This window comes from Stappia sp., assembly GCF_040110915.1.
Taxonomy (GTDB): Bacteria; Pseudomonadota; Alphaproteobacteria; order Rhizobiales; family Stappiaceae; genus Stappia.
This window is the reverse complement of record NZ_CP157793.1, coordinates 1572189-1592196: the sequence shown is the minus strand read 5'-3', so window position 1 is coordinate 1592196 and position 20008 is coordinate 1572189. Positions and strand designations below refer to the sequence as shown.

19 protein-coding genes and 1 tRNA gene are annotated in these 20008 nt (G+C 63.0%); 15 read left to right on the top strand and 5 right to left on the bottom strand.

Features of this window, described 5'->3' with window-relative positions; genetic code table 11:
* Positions 1–47 precede the first annotated feature (47 nt).
* Positions 48–2495: an MMPL family transporter gene (locus tag ABL312_RS06925; RefSeq protein WP_349360653.1), complete on the top strand. Its 2448-nt coding sequence runs from the start codon at positions 48–50 to the stop codon at positions 2493–2495.
* Between the two features lie 636 nt (positions 2496–3131).
* Here ABL312_RS06925 and ABL312_RS06920 read toward each other — a convergent pair.
* Positions 3132–3896 carry a response regulator transcription factor gene (locus ABL312_RS06920; RefSeq protein ID WP_349360652.1) on the bottom strand — a complete coding sequence of 255 codons (765 nt, stop codon included), beginning with the start codon at positions 3894–3896 and terminating at the stop codon, positions 3132–3134.
* Between the two features lie 299 nt (positions 3897–4195).
* Between ABL312_RS06920 and ABL312_RS06915 the strand changes: the two genes are divergently transcribed.
* Positions 4196–4666, top strand: a complete 471-nt coding sequence (locus tag ABL312_RS06915; protein WP_349360651.1) for a TIGR02444 family protein — start codon at positions 4196–4198, stop codon at positions 4664–4666.
* On the opposite strand, the gene ABL312_RS06910 is transcribed toward ABL312_RS06915, so the two are convergent.
* Complete coding sequence (locus ABL312_RS06910) at positions 4591–5220, bottom strand: UbiX family flavin prenyltransferase (RefSeq protein ID WP_349360650.1); 630 nt, start codon at positions 5218–5220, stop codon at positions 4591–4593. The genes ABL312_RS06915 and ABL312_RS06910 overlap by 76 nt on opposite strands.
* A gap of 51 nt (positions 5221–5271) precedes the next feature.
* Positions 5272–5751, bottom strand: a complete 480-nt coding sequence (locus ABL312_RS06905) for an anthrone oxygenase family protein (RefSeq protein ID WP_349360649.1) — start codon at positions 5749–5751, stop codon at positions 5272–5274.
* Positions 5752–6242: 491 nt separating this feature from the next.
* Here ABL312_RS06905 and ABL312_RS06900 point away from each other — a divergent pair, with 491 nt between their 5' ends.
* From ABL312_RS06900 to ABL312_RS06860, 9 genes are all read left to right on the top strand, one after another.
* Positions 6243–7703, top strand: coding sequence for an anthranilate synthase component I family protein (locus ABL312_RS06900; RefSeq protein WP_349360648.1), 1461 nt, complete (start codon positions 6243–6245; stop codon positions 7701–7703).
* Complete coding sequence (locus ABL312_RS06895) at positions 7700–8308, top strand: aminodeoxychorismate/anthranilate synthase component II (RefSeq protein ID WP_349360647.1); 609 nt, start codon at positions 7700–7702, stop codon at positions 8306–8308. The genes ABL312_RS06900 and ABL312_RS06895 overlap by 4 nt, the downstream gene beginning before the upstream one ends.
* Positions 8309–8352: 44 nt before the next feature.
* Positions 8353–8694, top strand: a complete 342-nt coding sequence (locus tag ABL312_RS06890) for a hypothetical protein (RefSeq protein ID WP_349360646.1) — start codon at positions 8353–8355, stop codon at positions 8692–8694.
* 57 nt (positions 8695–8751) lie between these two features.
* Positions 8752–9951 (top strand): tryptophan synthase subunit beta, encoded by a 1200-nt coding sequence (trpB, locus tag ABL312_RS06885; RefSeq protein ID WP_349360645.1) that lies wholly within the window; start codon positions 8752–8754, stop codon positions 9949–9951.
* Complete coding sequence (locus ABL312_RS06880; protein ID WP_349360644.1) at positions 9948–11372, top strand: UbiD family decarboxylase; 1425 nt, start codon at positions 9948–9950, stop codon at positions 11370–11372. The genes trpB and ABL312_RS06880 overlap by 4 nt, the downstream gene beginning before the upstream one ends.
* 21 nt (positions 11373–11393) lie before the next feature.
* On the top strand, positions 11394–12107 hold the full coding sequence (locus ABL312_RS06875; RefSeq protein ID WP_349360643.1) for a flavodoxin family protein: 714 nt from the start codon (positions 11394–11396) through the stop codon (positions 12105–12107).
* 5 nt (positions 12108–12112) lie between these two features.
* A complete protein-coding gene (locus tag ABL312_RS06870) occupies positions 12113–12394 on the top strand; it encodes a chorismate mutase (RefSeq protein WP_349360642.1) in 282 nt (93 codons plus the stop codon).
* 7 nt (positions 12395–12401) lie between these two features.
* Positions 12402–13160, top strand: coding sequence for a phenylalanine--tRNA ligase beta subunit-related protein (locus tag ABL312_RS06865; protein WP_349360640.1), 759 nt, complete (start codon positions 12402–12404; stop codon positions 13158–13160).
* A 253-nt stretch (positions 13161–13413) separates the two neighbouring features.
* Positions 13414–14058, top strand: a complete 645-nt coding sequence (locus ABL312_RS06860) for a LysE family translocator (RefSeq protein ID WP_349360639.1) — start codon at positions 13414–13416, stop codon at positions 14056–14058.
* 657 nt (positions 14059–14715) lie between these two features.
* On the opposite strand, the gene ABL312_RS06855 is transcribed toward ABL312_RS06860, so the two are convergent.
* Both ABL312_RS06855 and ABL312_RS06850 read right to left on the bottom strand, forming a co-directional pair.
* A tRNA-Ser gene (locus ABL312_RS06855) sits at positions 14716–14805 on the bottom strand.
* Positions 14806–14919: 114 nt separating this feature from the next.
* Positions 14920–15531 carry a VOC family protein gene (locus ABL312_RS06850; RefSeq protein ID WP_349360637.1) on the bottom strand — a complete coding sequence of 204 codons (612 nt, stop codon included), beginning with the start codon at positions 15529–15531 and terminating at the stop codon, positions 14920–14922.
* A gap of 417 nt (positions 15532–15948) precedes the next feature.
* On the opposite strand from ABL312_RS06850, the gene ABL312_RS06845 reads away from it, so the two are divergent.
* The 4 genes from ABL312_RS06845 (at position 15949) to tmk (ending at position 20006) form a co-directional block, all read left to right on the top strand.
* On the top strand, positions 15949–16341 hold the full coding sequence (locus ABL312_RS06845) for a hypothetical protein (protein WP_349360636.1): 393 nt from the start codon (positions 15949–15951) through the stop codon (positions 16339–16341).
* Between the two features lie 529 nt (positions 16342–16870).
* Positions 16871–17863: a septal ring lytic transglycosylase RlpA family protein gene (locus ABL312_RS06840; protein WP_349360635.1), complete on the top strand. Its 993-nt coding sequence runs from the start codon at positions 16871–16873 to the stop codon at positions 17861–17863.
* A gap of 231 nt (positions 17864–18094) precedes the next feature.
* Positions 18095–19264, top strand: coding sequence for a D-alanyl-D-alanine carboxypeptidase family protein (locus ABL312_RS06835; RefSeq protein ID WP_349360634.1), 1170 nt, complete (start codon positions 18095–18097; stop codon positions 19262–19264).
* Positions 19254–20006, top strand: a complete 753-nt coding sequence (tmk, locus tag ABL312_RS06830; RefSeq protein WP_349360633.1) for a dTMP kinase — start codon at positions 19254–19256, stop codon at positions 20004–20006. The genes ABL312_RS06835 and tmk overlap by 11 nt, the downstream gene beginning before the upstream one ends.
* The last annotated feature ends 2 nt before the right edge of the window (positions 20007–20008 follow it).

Sequence of the window (20008 nt, the reverse complement as noted above, 5' to 3'; positions counted from 1 at the left end):
GGAGTCTTCCGCCATCCCCCGGCGTGCCAGCCGAAAGGGGTTGAGCCATGCGCGTCTTCGCCGCCATCGAAGCTGCCGTTTCCTGGGTCCTTTGCCTTATCTACAACCACCGGCTGAAGATGTTGCCGCTGGTTCTGCTGGCGTTGGCCGGCTACATCGTCGCGAATTTGCCGAACATCGAAAAGGACGGGCGCGTCGAAGCTTTCATGCACGCCGAAGCCCCCGCGCTGGAAACCTACTATGACATGCGCCGGGAGTTCGGGCAGGACAATCGGCTGATCATCTCGGTCACGGGCCCCGACGTCTTCGACACCGACTTCCTGACGAAATTCTCGGAGTTCCATACGGACATCGCCCACGGTGTGCCGCATGTGGCGGAAATCTTCAGCCCCTACAACATCCCGTTCATCGAGTACGAAGACGGTGGGGTCTATCTGGAGGAACTGGTTCGAAACATGCTGGTGCGGGGGCGCGACCCGCGCGAATTGCGTGATCGGATCGTCGAAACGCCGCTGTATCGCAATTTCATCATATCGGCGGACGGGCAGGCGGTGTCCATCGTCGTGGAGCCGTACCGCTATGCACCGGATGCGTCCGACTGCACTCCCGATCCGGCGAACGGCGTGAGGTGTCCCATCGTCTTCACGCCCCTGTCCGAACGCACCTTGCTCGGCGCGCCGCAATACACCGAAATGACGGCCGCGGCCCGGGACATCGCGGCCGAGTATCAAGGCGAGGGTTTCGACATCAGCATTGCCGGCGCGCCGGTGGTCAGCACGGAAATCGTACGGATGATGGAGCAGGACATGCCGCGGTTCACGCTGGCCTGCCTGATCATCACCGTGATCACCATGCTCGTGCTTCACCGCAGCGTGTTGATCGGATTGGGCGCCTTCGTCAATTTTCTGACGGGGATTCTGACAACGCTGGCAACGGTCTCGGCCGTCGGTGTGGCGGTGACGCCACCGGTTCAACTGCTTATCCCGATGACGCTGGTCGTCGGGCTTTGCACCTACGTGCATTTCACGGCCGCCTTGTTGAAGGCGCGTGCGCGCGAAAGCACGGGCCCCGGTGCCATCCGCCTCGCGGTGTCGAGGAGCAACACGCCGATCCTGTTCACGGCGCTGACCACGGCGGGGGGCCTGACGGGCCTGATTGCATCGCCGCTTGCGCCGATCACGGACCTGGGTCTCTTCGGCCTCGTGTCGGTGGGGGCTTCCTACCTCTTGTCGCTTTTTTGGGTCACGATCATCTTCCGGACCCTGCCAACGCGGTTCCTCGAGCGCCAGCAGGCGGAACCGGGACGTATCGCACGCATCATGGCCGGCCTCGCGGCGGCCAGCGCGGCGCGTCCCTATCGCGTGCTGGCGTGCGCGGCCGCCGTTCTCGTGATCGCGGCCGCCGGCATGACGCGGCTCGATTACTCGCACAACTCCTTGCTGTGGCTACCGGAAAGCAATCCGGCGCGCGTATCGACCGAGGCGATCGATGCCCGCTTCAACGGCACGGTCAACCTGGAAATGGTCATATCGCCAACCGGCCAACGCGACTTCCGCGACGCAGGAATTCTCAAGGCGATCGATGCCACGTCATACGCCGTCTACGATGACGTCGACGTGCCGATCGGACGCCACACGAGCATCATTTCCTTCATCGAGGAGACCAACCAGGCGATCAACGACGGCGATCCGGCCGCACTGCGGCTTCCGGAACAAGAGGCGATCTGGGATCAGATCCTGCTTCTGGAAGGGCAGGGGATCGACGATATGAAGCGCTATGTGAGCATGGACTACAGCACCGGGCGGGTCTCGTTCCAAACGCCATGGCTGGAGGCCAAACTCTATGCCGATGTCGTGGAGACGATCCAGACAGAGTTCCAAGCCGCCCTCGGCGACCAGGCGCGCGTCGAAGCCACGGGGTTGATCGTGCTGCTTGCCCAAACCTCGAAGGCTGTGCTCGACAGCATGTCGCGCAGTTATCTCATCGCATTGATCGTCGTCACCGCCTTCATGGCGATCGCGTTGAGATCCGCCAAGCTTGGGTTGTTGAGCATCGTGCCCAATGTCGTTCCCTTCGTGATGCTTTTGGGGATCATGGGCTTTCTGAGATTGCCGCTCGACACGTTCACGGTGTTGATCGGCGGCATCATCACCGGGTTGATCGTCGATGACACGTTGCACTTCTTTCACGCGCTTCGTCAGCGCATGGACGATCGGCGAAACATCGTCGATGCGGTGCGCGAGGGGGTTCACGAAATCGGTGGCGCCTTGTTTGCAACGACCCTCGTGGTGATGCTGAGCTTCGCGGTTTTTGGCCTGTCGACGATGTCGAACATTCAAACCTTCGGCGCGCTGATGGTGATGGGGGCCGCGATCGCGCTCTTGGCGGAGATGACGATCGGACCGGCGATTCTCGCGCTGTATCACCGCGCGAACCAGCGTGCGGACAAACCCGTCGGGGAGACCGCCTATCGCCCGTCGCAGGCAACGACCTAGAGCATTTCTCGTGAATGCAGATTCACTCAAAATGCTCCAGGTCATTGTCTTTACGCAATTTCGCGGGCGCAAAAGTCTCCAACTTTTGCTGAAATTGCTCTAGCGCATTTCTCGTGAATGCCGATTCACTCAAAATGCTCCAGGTCATTGTCTTTACGCAGTTTCGCGCGCGCAAAAGTCTCCGGCTTGTGCTGAAATTGCTCCAACCGACGGCATGCCGTGCGCGGCGCATTGGTTGCGCGGCAATGGGAGCGGGATCTCGGGGCACCCGATGCAGAAGTCATCGGGGGCCCCGTTCCTACTTGCCGTGTCCTCGATGGAAATGACGTTCCCCGGCAGCCAGTCCCCGCAAGCAGGGCTATTCGGCAGCGGACTTCTCCGTCGGGGTCAACGTGCCGAGTGGAGGCGCCAAGGGGCGATCTCCGCCCGGGCGCGGTCGTTCAACGAACGTCGCGCTCGCCGAATGTCGCACGGCGTGGAATCCCGAGCGCGGGTCCCTGCGTTCGCCCTCGACTTCGACTTCGACCCCGACTGCGCGGCGCGTGCCTTCCCAAACGGACGATTTCAATCCCATGGCCCACAACACGTGGGCGGGGATCGGTCGGGCCCTTGTTGCGAGGGGGTGTTGCGTGGCGGTCAGTTCGCCATATCGGCGATCCGACCGACGAGCGAATAGCCGCGGCCACGCACGGTCCGGATGAAATCCACATCGGATCCCGCGTCCCGGATCTTGTTGCGCAGTCTATAGATGAGCGCGTCGATACTCCGGGTATAGATCACGCAGGACCCGTGAACCCGTTCCAGCAGGTGGTCCCGGCTCAGGATTTCGCAAGGCTGTTCGACGAGGGCGGCGATCAACTCGAACTCCATCGACGTGATCGACAACTTGTTGCCGTTGACGAGCATTTGGGCCCGCTGCGGGTCGATCGTCAGGACATTGTTGTCGAGGTGGAGTTCGATCCGACTGTCGCCGCCAGACCCGTTCGCGGGGGCGGCGGACTGCCCGTTTTGCGGTCTTGGTTCCGATCGGTCCGCCCGCCGCAGCACCGAATTGATCCGCGCAACGAGTTCTCGAGGCTCGAACGGTTTCTTGATGTAGTCGTCGGCGCCGGTCTCAAGACCGACCACCATGTCCGTGAGCTCCGTGCGGGCGGTCACCATGATGATCGAGATGTCTTTATAGGGCTTCCCGCTCGTCCGGATTTCCTGGCACAATTGCAACCCGTTCACGCGCGGGAGCATGATGTCCAGAAGGACGGCATCATAGTGATTTCTGTCGAGTTCGTTCAGCCCTTCATCGGGCGTATGGACCGCGTGCAGTTCGATGCTGTAGGTCGCGAGAACCTCGCGCATGATGTTCGCCAACTCGACATCGTCGTCAACCAAGAGCACTTGAACCATTTCGCCTTCCCGTACCTTCCGTCATGGTCGAGATTGTGCATTAGAAGCAGATAATTGCATTCCTCAAAATATCAATCTAATGTTGTGTTCGCAAGGCGAAATTGTGCAGGGCAAAATAATAAATGAAAGAATAATATATGAAACAATGTGTCTTGAGATGAGGAAGACGAGGTTCCCATAAATATATGCATTAAATATATTAATGAGCAGTGTGTCGTATCGTGAATTACATTTGTAGAAATATGGCCCTCGAAAAATTCACGAGGAGATTATACTCGAGCGAGGGTGTCGAGCCGCGCTTGATTGCGCTGCAGGACGAATACAATCTCAATATCACCCTACTATTGTTCGTCGCGTGGGTGAACCGGGATGGCAACGCGGTCACGCGCGCCGATATCGATGAGCTCTGGTGCGGTCTCATGGCCTGGGACAGCGATGTCATCAAGCCGTTGCGCGCGGTGCGGCGGCGGATGAAGAGCCGTCCCGACCTTGCATTTGGCCCGACCTCGGATGCGCTAAGGGGACGGGTCAAGGCGTGCGAGATCGATGGCGAGTTGATTATGTTGGACGAACTCGATCGCGCGCATGGTCGGCGGGCGCGCTCCGAGGGCGACGCCGGTTGTGGCGCCGGTTTAAGTCTGCGGGGTGCGATCCGGCAGGTCTTCGTGACCACGACGGGTCGAACGCCCGTTCCTCAAGATGCCGAACGCGTGTTGGACCACTTCGCGTCGGTCGTCGAGGCCGTCGCCGCATCCGCCTCGGACTCCTGACGCCAACGCTTCACTTGCGGGAGGCGAAAGTCGAGCAGGTCCAGCGCACGCCCCACGGTTTGCGTCACCAGATCATCGATCGTTCGGGGCTGGGTGTAGAATGCGGGAACCGGCGGCATCACGATGGCGCCGCTTCGGGTAACCTGGTCCATGAGCGCGATATGCCCGGCGTGAAGCGGCGTTTCGCGCAGGAGCAGCACCAGTCGACGGCGTTCCTTGAGGCAGACGTCGGCGGCACGGGTGATCAGATTGTCGTCATAGCAATTCGCGATCCCGCTCATCGTCTTGACGGAACATGGCGCGATCAACATGCCGCTGGACTCGGCGGAACCGGAGGCGAGACTCGCGCCGATGTCGCGATGGCCATGAGCATGGTCGGCGAGCGCGCGGATATCGTCCGCTGAGAACCCCGTCTCCATTTGCGCCGTGCGCAGTCCCGCCGGGGAGACGATGACATGCGTTTCCACGTCGCCGAGCCCCCGAAGCAGTTCAAGGGCCCGGATTCCATATATGGCACCGGAAGCACCCGTCAGGGCGATCGTCACATGGCGCATGAATGAGACTCCCGTCCGCAAGTCCCTCCCGCTATCGGAGGATCATCCGCCTCACGCGGGCTCGTCGAGACGCAGGAAAGACGACAACACGATCGTCGCCGCGAGAAACGCAGCGATCATGCGAACGTGGTTGAGAAGCGTCCAGTCCGTTTGAAACTGGCTCCAGTAAGCCAAATTGTCGGAGATGCTTGCCGACATCGGGGCGAGTTCGCGATTGAGCGGGACATTTCCGGTCGCCGTGACCGCGAAGACGCCGCCCAGATAAACGAGGCATCCGAGCAACATCAACGGCCATCCGCGTTGACGGCGGACGACCGATAGCACGGCGCCCGCGATCGCAAGAGCGAAGGCAACCCAAAACCCGGCGGTGAACAACAGGTTGTGAACCGCGACGTTGATTTCCTGCATTGCAATCATGCCCAGTTCGGCCGGCGCCAGGGATAGGCCCGGCATGACGGTGGATGAAAACGCGAAGAAGAAACCGGCCATCAACGCGAACCACAGCGCGCTCGCCACTGAAATCATTTTCATGTCCAAACCTCCGATACCATCTGTCGGCGATTTTACGGGATCCGATTTGCCGGAAGTGTGAATTTCCTTGCAAATTCATCGCGTAAAATCACAGAGCGATAGGCCTGAAGTATTTGCCGACACGCAATCTGAGCGCCGCGCATCGCCTGCGTGGAAGCTGTAAACATTTCTTCTCATTGGAAATATTTCGAGAAAATTTAAAGATCGGAGCCCAAATCAGGAAATACACGCTCCGATATATTTCAATAATAAAATATTCCCCTATTCCTAGCTTACAAGAACCGTATCGCGGCAATTCTTTATAATAGAACTTTATATTCGATTTTATTTTATCCATGTAGACGTAATTATATATTGCCCAAAATTCAGAAACAGGAAAACAAAAAACATAACGATTTAAAACATAACGAACATCCCATCTGCGGCATAGTCGGATCGACGCCGGGGGCTCCTGGTGATTTTCACCGGGAGAATGCAATGGGAGCGGTCTGATGATTGACGTATTTATCAGGTCGACGGCAATAGACGCCGCGAGCCCGGATATCTTCTCGGCGTATATCCTGGCGACGCAAAAGCTATCTTCCAGCGAGGTTTTTCTACTCGAATCCTGCGCGGGCCCGACCGTCGATTGCCGTGACTCCATTCTCGGGGTGGGATCGCTTGCCACGATCGCCGTTTATCGCGACCGCATTGAAATCGATGCGCCCGCCGATCTGCGCGCGGTCCTGGAGGCGCGGGTCAACGACATTTGCGGCCATCAGCGGCTTGTCGACGGCGTCGGCGCCCTGACCCCTCAAGACGATGTCTGGACCTGGATCAAGGCCATCAACTCCACGTTCGTCGTCACCGGGGGAGAGGAAAACGCATTCAACTTCGGGTTTCTCGCGTGTTTCTCCTATGACGCGGCGCAATTCATAGAGACCCTGCCTCCCAAGATCGAGGGTCCCGATTTTCCGTTGATCTTCTTGCGTCTTTCCCAATCCTTCCTGACCGTATCGAGATCCGGACATGCGCGGGTGACACAGGCCTTCGCATCGGTGTTTCCCGATCCGGCTATCGACGTGGCGCGCGAAATCCTTCCTCGGTTCGCGCTTTCGGATCGTGGTGTGCTTCCCGAAGAGGCCGACGTTCGCTTCTCGATATCGCGCGACGAGTACATGCGGCGCGCTGAGATCGCCCTGGAGCACATTCGCAAGGGAGACATCTATCAGGTCCAGATCGGACACGAGATTCAGGTTCGCTCCGCGCTGGCGCCGCTGACGCTGTATCGGCGTCTGCGTGATCTCAATCCGTCTCCGTATATGTTCCTTTGCGAAATGGCCGGTCATGAGCTGATTGGCGCGAGTCCGGAGAACTACATCCGCCTGGACGACCGACACATTTCCATGCGGCCGATCGCCGGCACGGTCGGCAAGGGGGATCCGGCCGGGCATGGCGCCCGGGTTGAGGAATTGACCTCTTCCCCGAAGGAACGTGCCGAACACACGATGCTGGTCGATCTGTGTCGCAACGACATCGCCCGCGTCGCCGCCGCCAACACGCTCGACGTCAGTTCCATGATGGCGGTCGAGGAGTTTTCTCATCTTTTTCATCTGGTTTCGACGGTGACGGGCGAAATGGCCGCCGATCGCGATGTCGTCGACCTGATCAAGGCGACGTTTCCAGCCGGCACGATGACCGGCGCGCCGAAGATCCGCGCGATGGAGATCATCGAGGAGCTGGAGACGTCACGCCGTGGTGCCTACGCCGGCGCGGTGGGCCTCATGGGGCCCGGCAATTATGCCAATCTCGCCCTTTGCATTCGCATGGCCACCCACAAGGACGGTGTCTACAGCCTGCGCGCCAGTGCCGGGATCGTCGCCGATTCCAAGCCCGAGAACGAGTGGCGTGAAACGATCATCAAGATGAGCGCCATGTACAAGGCGCTTACCGATCAGGAGTTGGCCGCATGAATGTGCTTCTCGTCGATGCCTACGATAGCTTCGTCTATATCATCGAGCAGTATCTGAAGACGCTCGGCCTCGAAACCATGACGCTGCGGTGCGACGATCCGCGCCTCGTCGAGCGCATTCATGGCGGAGATCACGATTTTATCTTGCTGGGCCCCGGGCCGGGGCGCCCGGAGGAGGCGGGATATCCCGACATCATTCGCATGACCGGCGGATCCGTGCCGATCCTTGGCGTGTGTCTGGGCCATCAGGCCATTGGTCTCGCCTTCGGCGCCAAGGTCGTGCGGGCAAGACACATCATGCATGGCAAGACGTGCCGCGTTGCCAACGACGGACGGGGCGTGTTCGCCCACACGGGCCGCCAACCCATGACGGTGTGCCGCTACCATTCGTTGATCGTCGATGCGCAAAGCCTTCCGGCCGACCTGGCGGTGACGGCGACGTCCGCGGACGACGGCTACATCATGGGGCTGCGCCATCGCAGCTTGCCGATCGAGGGCATCCAGTTCCATCCCGAAAGCATCGCGACCGACCAGGGGCTCAACCTCTTCGACAGCTTCGTGCGCAGTTACCTGACCACGACCGTCGAAAGGGTCGCGGTGAACTGACCTTTCGACGCGATCACCACCAGAGCCAAGGAAGACAGAAGCTCATGACCGAAACACGCTACGATCCCGTCGCCTATCCGCTCCAGGACGTTGAGTGGACGACCTGGTCGAAGCCAGGCGCCGAAGGGCGCGTCAAGATCTTCAAGTCGAATGGCAAGCGCATTCGTCTGCTCGAACTGCCACCGGGTTTCGAGGAGGAGAATTGGTGCCTCGCCGGCCACCAGGGCTACGTCCTGAAGGGCAACTTCACCATAATTTTCGACGATCAGACCTTCGATTGTCATCCGAACATGGCGTTTTCAATTCCTGACGGGGTGCGGCATCGCTCGCGCGGCAGCATGGACAGCGAAACCCTCGTGTTCGTCGTCGACGACGTGATCGACTGATCGCGCGCCGGCCATCACCTCACGCTCATCAGACAATCCAGCAAAATTGGAAACCCCATGAACGCGCTGTCCCCGCTCATTCGCCCGAACGATTATGGCTACTTCGGTGACTATGGTGGTCCCATCGAGAACAACCAGTTGCAGATCATCATGAAGGACATCGAAATCGCCTTCAAAGAGGCGATGGAGGACCCGGAGTATCTCGCGGAGATCGACCGCCTTCGCCGGACCTACATCGGACGCCCGAGCCCGATCTATCATGCGCGCCATCTCACGCCCGAGGGCAGTGCGCAGATCTATCTGAAGCGGGAGGACCTCAACCACACCGGCGCGCATAAGATCAACCACTGCATCTGCGAAGTGCTGCTCGCAAAACGCATGGGCAAGAAGAAGGTCCTGGCCGAAACGGGCGCGGGTCAACACGGGGTCGCCCTCGCCACCGCCTGCGCGCTGATGGACATGGAATGCGAGATCCACATGGGTGTCGTGGACATGGAGAAGGAGCGCCCCAACGTCTCGCGCATGAAGATCCTGGGCTGCACGCTCGTCCCCGTGAGTGCGGGAGCGGGCACGCTGAAGGAAGCCGTCGACAGTGCGTTCGGGGCCTTCATGGAGGATCCGGAAAACATCTTCTTCGCCATCGGCTCCGTCGTCGGACCCGCGCCCTATCCGGACATGGTCGCGGTATGCCAGTCCGTGGTCGGACGTGAGGCCCGTGCGCAGTTTCTCGAGACGACCGGCGGGTTGCCGACGGAAATCGCCGCCTGTGTCGGGGGCGGGTCCAATGCGATCGGCCTGTTCAACGGGTTCCTCGATGACGAGAGCGTCGAAATCGTCGGTGTCGAACCAGGTGGCGAGGGGCTCGACGGGAACCGTCATGCCGCAACGCTGGCCTTGGGCAAACCCGGCAGCATCCATGGGTTCCGTTGCTATTACCTGCAGGACGAAGCCGGCAATCCCTCTCCGGTTCATTCCATCGCCTCGGGTCTCGATTACCCCGGTGTCGGGCCCCAGCATTGTCATCTCAAGGACATCGGCCGGGTGCGCTATGAAGTCGCCTCGGATCAGGAGTGTCTCGACGCCTTCCTGGCCCTGTCGCGCAAGGAAGGAATCATCCCGGCGCTGGAAAGCGCGCATGCGGTCGCCTATGCCCTGCGGCGGGCGCCCGAAATGACCCCGGATCAAAGCATCCTGGTCAATCTGTCCGGGCGTGGCGACAAGGACATCGACTTCGCACTCACGCGGCTTTCGCTATGATGGATGCGTTCGCCCGAACGGCGCCGGACCTGCGTTCGGCGCTGGAAATGTTGAAGCGGCATGGCGATACGCCGATTGTCGTGGAAGATCCGCTCGATCCGAACCTCGAGATCGCCCGGCACTATCTGGAGAACTTCGGCACGTCGCCGGCCCATCCCCGCTCCGGTGTCGAGCCGATGGTGCTCTACACCAATCCGACGGGTGCCAGGATGCCCGTGTTGATGGGGGTCTATGGCGCGCGCGGGCGATGCGACCGTTTGCTGGGAGCGGAGCCGGGCGGGATCGCCCGGCGCATTGCCGACGAACTCGAAAACCGCATGCCGGTCGAAACCCTCGCCCATCCCGGGCCGTCGCAAACCTGCACGCTTCCCGGCAAGCTCGACGATCTGCCGGTGCTGACCGTCACCGATCGCGATGCGGGACCCTATCTCACGTCCGGCCTGGTGATCGCGCGCGATCCGGAGTCGGGTGTGGTCAATGCCTCCATTCATCGCATGCGTGTTATCGATGGAGAGCGCCTGACCATCTGGATGCTGCCGGGGCGAGATCTCGACGTGCTGTTCCGCAAGGCGCGGGCCAGGGGCGAAGACCTTCCCATTTCGATCAACATCGGCGTCGCGCCGGCGATCTACCTGACGAGTTCGATCACGAAACCGTTTCTCGGCACCGACGAGAGCGAGCTGGAACTCGCCGGTGCCGTCGCGGGGGCGTCGATCAGGGTGTGTGCGTGCGACACCCAGGATGCATGGTGCCTGGCCGACGCGGAGATCGTTGTTGAAGGCGCGATCACGGCGGCGACGCACGACGAATACGACGATCCCGGCGCGCCCTTCGGAATGCCCGAGTTTCTTGGATACATGGGCATGGGAAAGGCGGAACTGCCGCTGGTGTCGGTGACGAAGGTCACGACCCGCGCGGCGGCCGTCTATCAAACGTTTCTGGGACCGGGAAAGGAACAATCGGAACTCCTCGGGATCCCCACGGAAGCCGGCATGCTCGTGCAGTTGGCGCGTCGGTTGTCTGACACCGCGCGTGTGATTGACGCCCATTACCTTCCCGCGGCCGGGGGACAATTGCTGTTGGCGCTTCGTATCGACAAACAGGTCGAGGACGCCGCCTTTCCCAGGCGTGTTCTGGAAACGGCCATGGAATGTCATGCGCTTCTCAAGGGGGTCCTGCTCGTCGACGCCGATATCGACGTCGCCTCGGAAAGCGATCTCTTCTGGGCCATGGCGACGCGTTTCCAGCCGAGCCGGGACCTGACGGTGCTGAGCGGACAGCGCGGGTTTCCCCTCGATCCCTCCCAGGCGCCAGGATATCTGCCGAACACCGATGCGCCCACCACCGACAAATATCTCATGGATCTCACAGTGCCCGTGTCGGAGCGCGCGAGGTTTCGCCGTGTCTCCGATCTGGTCTAACCGATGAGGCGAGGGGGTTGCATGCGGACGGAAAGAGCGGAACCGACCTTCGAGATCATCACCGGTTCGGCGCGCGCGTTCGGCAACTCCGAACAGGTCGCGGACCATATCGCGAAATTGCTGCGCGACCGGGGCGCACATGCGTCGATCCTGCGGCTTCGCGAATATGACATCGCGCCATGCGGAACCTGCGGCGAATGCAACACAAGAACGGTCGTCTGCGCGCGCGAAGACGACATGCCGATGATCATCGAGCGATTGATCGCGGCCGACGCGATTATCTATATCGCTCCGGTCCATGGTTACGGGCTTGCGCATCCCATGCAAGTCTTCATCGAACGCGCGGGTGTCGGATACCTGCGCTTCAAGCGTCCTCTCGCCAACAAGGTCGCAGGATGCGTGATCACCGGACGTCGTTACGGACATGTCGGTGTGTTCAACCAAATCATGAACAATATCCTGCTCAACCGGATGATCTTGGCCGGTAGCGGCTATCCCACGATCCTGATGGGCGGCACGCCGGGCAAGGCCCTGGAGGACGAAGAGGGGCTGAACTCGGTTCAAAGCCTGGTCGAGCGGATGCTTGGCATGGTCCGATTGCTCGGCAGCGTTCCGACAGCGCAACGCAAAGCTTTCCTGACACCTGAAACGACCAACGAACGCCTGAGCGCGAATGCCGACGCCATTGCGGCGACACGCGACGCGCCCGCGACGACACCCTCAACAACGGAGTGACCGACATGACGATACCGGCCGAACTTGCCGAGATCCGACAGAGGATCGATGCGCTTGACGACATGATCGTGCCCTTGCTCGTCGAGCGGACCGGCCTGGCGCTGCGCGCGAGCGACTACAAAACGACGACGGAGGAAATCAAGGGAGCCGATCGCGTGCGCATGGTGCTCGACAAAGTGGGGGTGCGGGCGGCGAACGCAGGGGGGCATGAGGAGGTCATCCAAAAGATATACACCACCATCATTGCCGAGTTGACCGACCTTCAACTGCGCAAGAAGGGTGTGTGAACCGACCATGAGCCGTTTCAATTATTCGCACCGCCTCGTCTCGACGTTCCCCTTCCTCGCCGTCGCCGTCTTCAAGGTCGAGGGTGTCACGACCGACGCCGATGTCACGTCGTTGGTCGACGGCAATCTCGATGTCGCCCGGGCGCAATTGGAGGCCGCGGGCAATGAAAGCCAGCTTGCGCCGATCCGGGCATGGCGCGCGGCCTACACGGCGACCGGCACCAATCCGACGAAGTACCGCATGGCCGCTGAATCCATCTTGCGGCGACTGCGCACGCGCGGGGGCTTTCCGATGCTGCACCCCCTGGTGACGCTTTGCAATTCGGTGTCGGCACGCTTCGCCATTCCCGTGGCCGCCCTCGATCTTGCACGGATCTCCGGGGATCTGAGCGTTGGCGAGGCACAAGGCGGCGAACCGTACCACGGCTTCGACGGCGTGGAGAGCGCGATGCCGGCCGGGGAGGTGACCTTCAAGGATGGTGCCGGCGTCGCCCATGCCCGCAAGTGGTCGCACAAGCAAAGCGGACGGTCCGCCGTCTCCGCCACCACGACGCGGGCGATGATTGTCGCCGAAGCCGTGCATGAGGGGGCGGCCGACGATCTGTCGCTCCTGGCCGCGCGGTTGCGTGAGGATCTTGTCGCGGCCTGGCCGGGTGCCAGCGTGGGGCACACGCTCTTGACCGGCGAAGATCTCCTGTCCGGTGTCGACATGGCGGCGGTCGCGTCGGCGAACGGGCCCGCGGTCAATGGCGACGCCGGGGGGTGATTGTCGTGAGTGGTGTGAGTGACGTGCCGATTTTTGCACGTGCACCCATGAGTGGCATTATGATAACTTAGGGTTGCCTAATGACCGGCGCCGCCCGTCACCTGACCGGGGCGAGCGCGGGCAGGCATGCCAGCGAACGCCGGGGCCAGTGTGGCAAAAAAGGGGCCAGGCGCCGCGATTGGGCGCACTTTGGAACCCTTTGGGCGCACTTTGGAATTGGACGCCCTTTGGACAGAATGACGGACGAACGACGATGACGATCGAGCAATTTGTACTGTATTGCGTCGCGATATTCGCGGTATCGATCATTCCCGGACCGAGCATGGCGCTGGCCTTTGCGGAAGGAACGAAAGGGGGGGTGAGCGGCAGTCTGCCGGCCGCGCTCGGCAATGTGGCCGCCTCCCTCGGGCAGGGTTTGATCGCCTTCTTGATCTTTCAATCCATCGTTTCACTGGATCCGCAGATCTTGCAGGTCGTGCAAACCGTCGGCGCCGTTTACATCGGTTACATCGGGTTCGTCTTCCTGCGCGATGGAAGTCGCTTCCACATCGAGACTAAACAAGTCGAGCGGACCCCGTCCATGCTGGTGGCCAAGTTTCAGGTCGGCTTCTGGGTTGCGTTCTTCAATCCCAAGGCGATCCTTTTCTTCGCCGCCCTGTTTCCGCAATTCGTCAATTCGAGCGTTGGAACGAACATCGGCGCGATCGGCGCGGTGTTTGTGCCGATTGCCTTCATCGCCTTGATCTGCTTCCTGGCTTACGGCTATCTCGGGCAGATATCGCTGCGGATCTTCGAGCGCAGCCGCCCGGCACGCGCCATCATCCCCGGGCTGGGCGCGTGTCTTGTCGTCATGGCGGTGCTCGGCCTCTACGACGGGCTTACGCAGATCCTTGGTTGATGGCGGCCCCGACGGTCGGCCTGCAACCGGATGGCCCCGCCCGGTGATCCGCGCGGCAGCATCGCGCTGGAACCCGTCCCTGAAATCGGCGGATCCCATCATCGCCTCCTTGCCTCGAACTCAGGGAAGAGGGCGTCCACAAATCCGGGGCTGTCCAGATCGTTGGCTCGACCCGCGCTCCGTCGATCAGCCGGCCGACGTGATGCCGGTCCTCACGGGCGGCCACGGCCTTCCTGAGCGCTCCCTGATTTGCGGTGGGAATGGGCACAACGCGCCGTCGAGGTCAACGGGCGGCGCGGACCGAGGCGCAAAATCGGGTTTGGCGGCAGGTCGCGTAGCACCCGAACGGAACCGGCATCGGAGTCAACGATTGCCGTGTGAATATGTTTAATATATACAAGAACTTGCAAGTCATCCACCAGTTCCGCGCGATCATCGGGTTTGGAGAAGATCGGCCGCGAGAGACCTCTTCGGGGGCACCCGGCACGCAGGACCAGTGCTCAGCCCCTCCCGCATAACCCTTGAAAACCACGGAAGAATCGGGTCGCAGCCGGACCGGGACAACGTTCGAACCCGACGGGGTCGCACGGCGAAAAGCCGCCCGAATCGCTGCGAGGCCCCGACTGGAGCGAAGAGCGACAGCGCGATGTCGGAAAATGGCGGAAGAGGTGGGATTCGAACCCACGAGACGGTTGCCCGCCTGCCGGTTTTCAAGACCGGTGCCTTCAACCACTCGGCCACTCTTCCGATCACGCCCGAGGCCGGATCGCGCCCGGAGCGTGCGTCCGGTTTCGCGTCCGCGCGCCGGCTTGTCAAGCGCGCCGCGCGCATCGGTCGACAAGATCCCGCGCGGCCCCCGTGTCAGGACGCGTCTTTGGACAGGCTGTCGCGGGACAGGCTGTCGCGCGAGGCGGTCAGCTGCTCGATCGCCTTCGCCACATGCAGCGCGCCGATGGCCTCGGCGCCGTCTGCGACGCGGATGCGATGGGCGGTCAGCATCACATCCGCGACGCGATAGCCCTCCGGCGGGGTGAAGCGGTAGCAGGCGAGTTCGATCAGCAGGCCGAGCGGGTCCTCGAAGTAGATCGAATCCATGAACCCGCGATCCTTCGGGCCCGAATGGCGGATGCCACGCGCCGCGAGACGCTCCGCCACCTGGGCGAAGGTCGCCGCGCTGACGTCGAAGGCGACATGGTGCACGCAGCCGATGTCGGTCGGGGTGCGGGTCGGGTCGGGCGTCCGGCTTTCGTCGGTGAAGATGGTGATCAGCCGCCCGTCGCCCGGATCGAAATAGAGATGCGATTCCGCCGGATTGTCGAGATTGGGCTGCTCGAAGACGAAGGGCATGCCGAGAAGCCCCTCCCAGAAGTCGATCGACGTCTGACGGTCGGCGCCGACCAGCGTGATGTGATGAACGCCCTGGGTCGGGATCTTCGGCTCAAGAGAGCGGGGGGAGGAGCGGGGGGAGGACATGACGATCTCCTGCGACGCGGTGGCTTCGGTCCCTCAGTCTACGCGTTTCGTTTGGCCAGGAAACCGGCGAAGAAACCGGGCAGGCATTTAGGGGCAGGAGCAGGGCGGGCAAAGGGAAAACCGCCGATCCGGAAGGTCGAGGCAGGGACCGGATCGGCGGTTCGGGCCGCTTCGGGGCGACCGGCGCCGGGGCAGGCGCCACATCGGCAGTGATAGACGCGATGGCGTCGCGCCGATGTGACGGCGATCACAAAAGCGTCAGCTCCGGCCCTGATCCGCCCGCGCTGCCGATACGTAATGTCGCATATTATCGGGCCTCGATGCCCGGAGAGACCGCTGCCATCGGCGCGTCGCGGGATGCTTTCGGGCATCGCCACGGGCGCTCGATGAGCCGGGACGGACAAACGGAGACACGTCATGAGAACAGGACTTCTCGCCACGGCCACGTTTGCCGCGATCCTGCTTGCGCTTCCTTCGGCAGAGGCGCGTACCCAGCTTTCGAGCGACGAGATCCGCCAGACGGTGGCGGGCAAGCGTATCTACCTCAAGACGCCACTCGGCGGCGAATTCCCGCTCTTCTACCAGCGCAACGGACGCGTCGACGGGTCCGGCGAGGCGGTCGGTCTCGGCCGGTTCATGCAGCCCAACGACGAGGGGCGCTGGTGGGTGCGCGGCAACCGCCTCTGCCAGCAGTGGCAGAGCTGGTACGACGGCAAGCGCTTCTGCTTCACCCTGTCGCGCGGATCGGGAGACACGCTCTACTGGACCCGTGACGACGGCCTGAACGGCCGGGCGCGCATCGGCGACTGATCTCCGGCGATTTCGTTCTGGATCAAGACGCGGGCAGGGGAGCCGCCTGCCCGCGTCGATTGCCGTTTTCCGCCCGCCTCTTGCGCACTTGGGAATGCCGCAGCCCCGCGACGCATCCACGCGCCCGGATGGGCCGGCCGTGGATAAACTGCGGCATATTGACGACACCTGCGAAAAAACGACGCGAAATTCCTGCCCGAAGCTCGACCGCGCTTTCACCTTGCGGTAAGGGGTTCGCGGTACGTTTGTTGCGATGCGCCAAATTGGGGGGCCGCATTACGACAACAACCACGTGTCCCTCCGGCGCGTTGAGGCGTTCTGGCGATGTGTGATGCGGCGCGATCCCGGTCCGGGGTTTGCGCGATAGTCACGCGGCGTCGGGCGTTTGCCGGTTCAAGGTATTGAGTAGGGCGGCAAAATGACGATCGGCTCGACTTCCGCGGCCATTCCCGGGTCCGCGACGCAATCCCCCGATTCCGACACGGCGGGCACTCCCCCTTTCGCGTCCTCGCGACGTCGACGCACCCTGTTGACCCTCGCGGTGTCGGGGCTGTGTCTCGCGGTTGCCGCCTGCGGCTCGTCTCCGAAGCCGCAGAAGAAAGCCAAGTTCAGCGAAGAGAAATACGGCGTCTCGGCAAGCCCGCGCGTCGTGACGGGGAGTAAGCCCGTGCCCAAGGGCGGCGGGCGCTACATGGTCGGCAAGCCCTACAAGGTCGCCGGCAAGTGGTATCGCCCCAAGCATGATCCCGATTACGAATCGGTCGGTCTCGCGTCCTGGTACGGGCCGACGTTCCACGGCCGCATGACCGCCAACGGCGAGATCTTCGATCGCAACGCCCTGACGGCGGCGCATACGACGATGCCGCTTCCTTCCTATGCGCGCGTGAAGAACCTCGAGAACGGGCGTTCCATGATCGTGCGCGTCAACGACCGCGGTCCCTTCCACGGCAACCGGACCATCGACCTGTCCGAGCGCGTCGCGACCATGCTCGATTTCAAGCACAAGGGCGTGGCGAAGGTGAAGGTCGAGTATCTCGGCCGAGCGCGCATGGACGGCAAGGACGAACCCTTCCTGATGGCGTCCTACAGTGGACCGGGTGCGGTCAATCCGGGCGCCACCATGCCGCACACCCAGCTTGCCAAGGCCACGATCCCCGGTGGCGTGATCGGCCCGGTGCCGGTGCCGACCGCGCGCCCCTATGGTGGAACCACGGTCGCGGCGCGCGGCGACTTCGCGCGCGTGGCCAGCGCCGGTGTCGATCCGGGCGCGGTATTCGAGGAAAGCGGCGTTCGCGTGGCAAGCCTGGACGCGCGCGACCAGGCGCCCGGCACGTCCGGTGCGCTCGGGTACGGCGCGCCGGCGACCGGGGACCTGCCGCCGTTCGACGGGGCGACGACCTTCGACCGCGATCCGGCCCTGTCGTCCTATGCGGCCTCGCGCCGCGTGGCGCAGGCGCATGCGGCTTTTGCAGGTGTTTCGGGCGGCAACTCGCTCGCCGAACTGGTCCGCAACCGGCAGTGATCCCGCTTGCGCGGCGGCCCGCACAAGCCGGTATGCGCAGGCGTTTGAAACGGTTATTCTTCGGCGCCGTCACGCACTCGCGGGCGGCGCCGATTTCGTGTCAGGCCGGGACGGCAGGGTCTGAGCAAGACAGCAAGTCCAGAGCAAGACAGCAAGAAAGACCCCGGTGATCATGCCCGGCGGAACACAGAGCCAAGCCGAGACATTCTGGTGGAAGGACCCGGTCGCGCCATGAGGCCCCTCAGCCGTCTTGTTGCCTGCGCGGCGCTGTGCCTTGCCCTGGCATCGGGCGGGCTGCGCGCGCAGGAGCCGCCGTCCGAGCCGCCGCGCCCCTCGCTGCTCTTCGACGTCAGCACGGGCACGCTGCTTGCCAGCGACAGCCCGCGGGTGACGTTTCAGCCCGCCTCGCTCGCCAAGCTGATGACGGCGACGGTGGTGTTCGAGGCGCTGGCGGCGGGGGAGATCGACGACGACACCGCCTTCACCGTCAGCGAACACGCCTGGCGCACCGGCGGAGCGCCCGCGGGCGGCACGACGATGTTCGCGCGGCTGGGCAGCGAGGTCCCGGTTCTCGACCTTCTCAAGGGGCTTCTGGTGCACAACGCCAACGACGCGGCGATCGTGCTGGCGGAAGGTCTTGCGGGCAGCGAGGCGGCTTTCGCCGCGCGTATGAACGCGCTGGCGCAGCGGCTCGGCATGACACACAGCACTTTCGTCAATCCCACGGGCTACGAGGCGGAGGGCGCGCGCACCTCCGCCGCCGACATGGGACGGCTCGCAAGCCACGTGCTGTCCGCGCATGCCGGGCGGTATGCCTTGTTCTCGCTGCCGGATTTTACGTGGAACGGGATCTTTCAGCGCAACAAGAACCCGCTGATCGGCGAGATCGCCGGGCTCGACGGCTTCACCGCCGGGCGCAGCGAGACGAGCGGGTTTCATGGTGTCGGGTCGGTTCTGCGGGACGGGCGCCGCCTCATCGGGGTGGTGGCCGGGCACCCGTCCGCCGATGCACGGCTTGAAGCTTTGCGCGATCTCTTCGACAGTCTGGAGAAGGACTTCGAGGATGTGATCCTGTTCGACGCGGGCGAGCCGCTCGCCGAGGCGCGGGTGTTCGGCGGTGTGCAGGCCACGGTCCCGCTCGTCGCGGACGGACCGGTGGAGGTTCTCCTGCCGCGCGGCTCGAAACGCGACTATCGCCTGCGGGTGGTCTATGACGGCCCGCTCAAGGCGCCGGTCGCGTCGGGCGTGCGCGTGGGCGAATTGCGGGTGCTGCGCGAGCGCGACGTGGTCTATCGGGTGCCGTTGCGCACGGCCGGCGACGTGGCGCCCGGCACGCTGACCGGCCGTGCGGCGGATGCCTTGCGCGAAACCCTGTTCGGGTGGTGGCTCGATGAAAGCTGACGATCCTCTCGCGGCCCGGCGCGACGCAACCGACGGCGCGCCCGCGCGCGGTCGTTTCATCACCTTCGAAGGCGGCGAGGGGGCCGGGAAGTCCACCCAGATCGCCCGGCTGCGCGCCCGGCTGGAGGCGGTCGGCCTGCACGCGGCGGTGACCCGCGAGCCGGGCGGATCGCCCAAGGCGGAAGCGATCCGCGAGCTCCTGCTGTCCGGCAAGGTCAAGCCGCTCGGCGCGGAGATGGAGGCGGTGATGTTCGCCGCCGCGCGCGCCGATCATGTGGATGCGACCATCCGTCCGGTGCTGGAGCGTGGCGACTGGGTGCTGTGCGACCGCTTCGCCGATTCCACCCGGGTCTATCAGGGCGAGGCGGGGGTCGACCCGGCCTTTCTCGACCGGCTTGAGGCGCTGGCGGTCGCCGGCTACCGTCCGGATCTGACGGTTCTGATCGACGTTCCCCCGGAGGTCGGGCTGGCACGCGTTCAGGCCCGCAGCGCCACGCCCGATCATGCGCATCCGGACCGCTTCGAGACCGACACGGGCGAGGTTCACGCCCGGCGCCGCAAGCTGTTTCTGGCGCTCGCCGAGGCCGAGCCCGGCCGCTTCGTCGTCGTGGACGGGCGACAGGATGCGGATGCGGTCGAGGCGGAAATCTGGCGCGCCGTGCGCCGGCGCTTCGCCCGCGATTTCGACCAGGCCGGCCCGGCGACGCCCGATCCGGCGCGCGACCGCTGGGATGTCGGGTGATC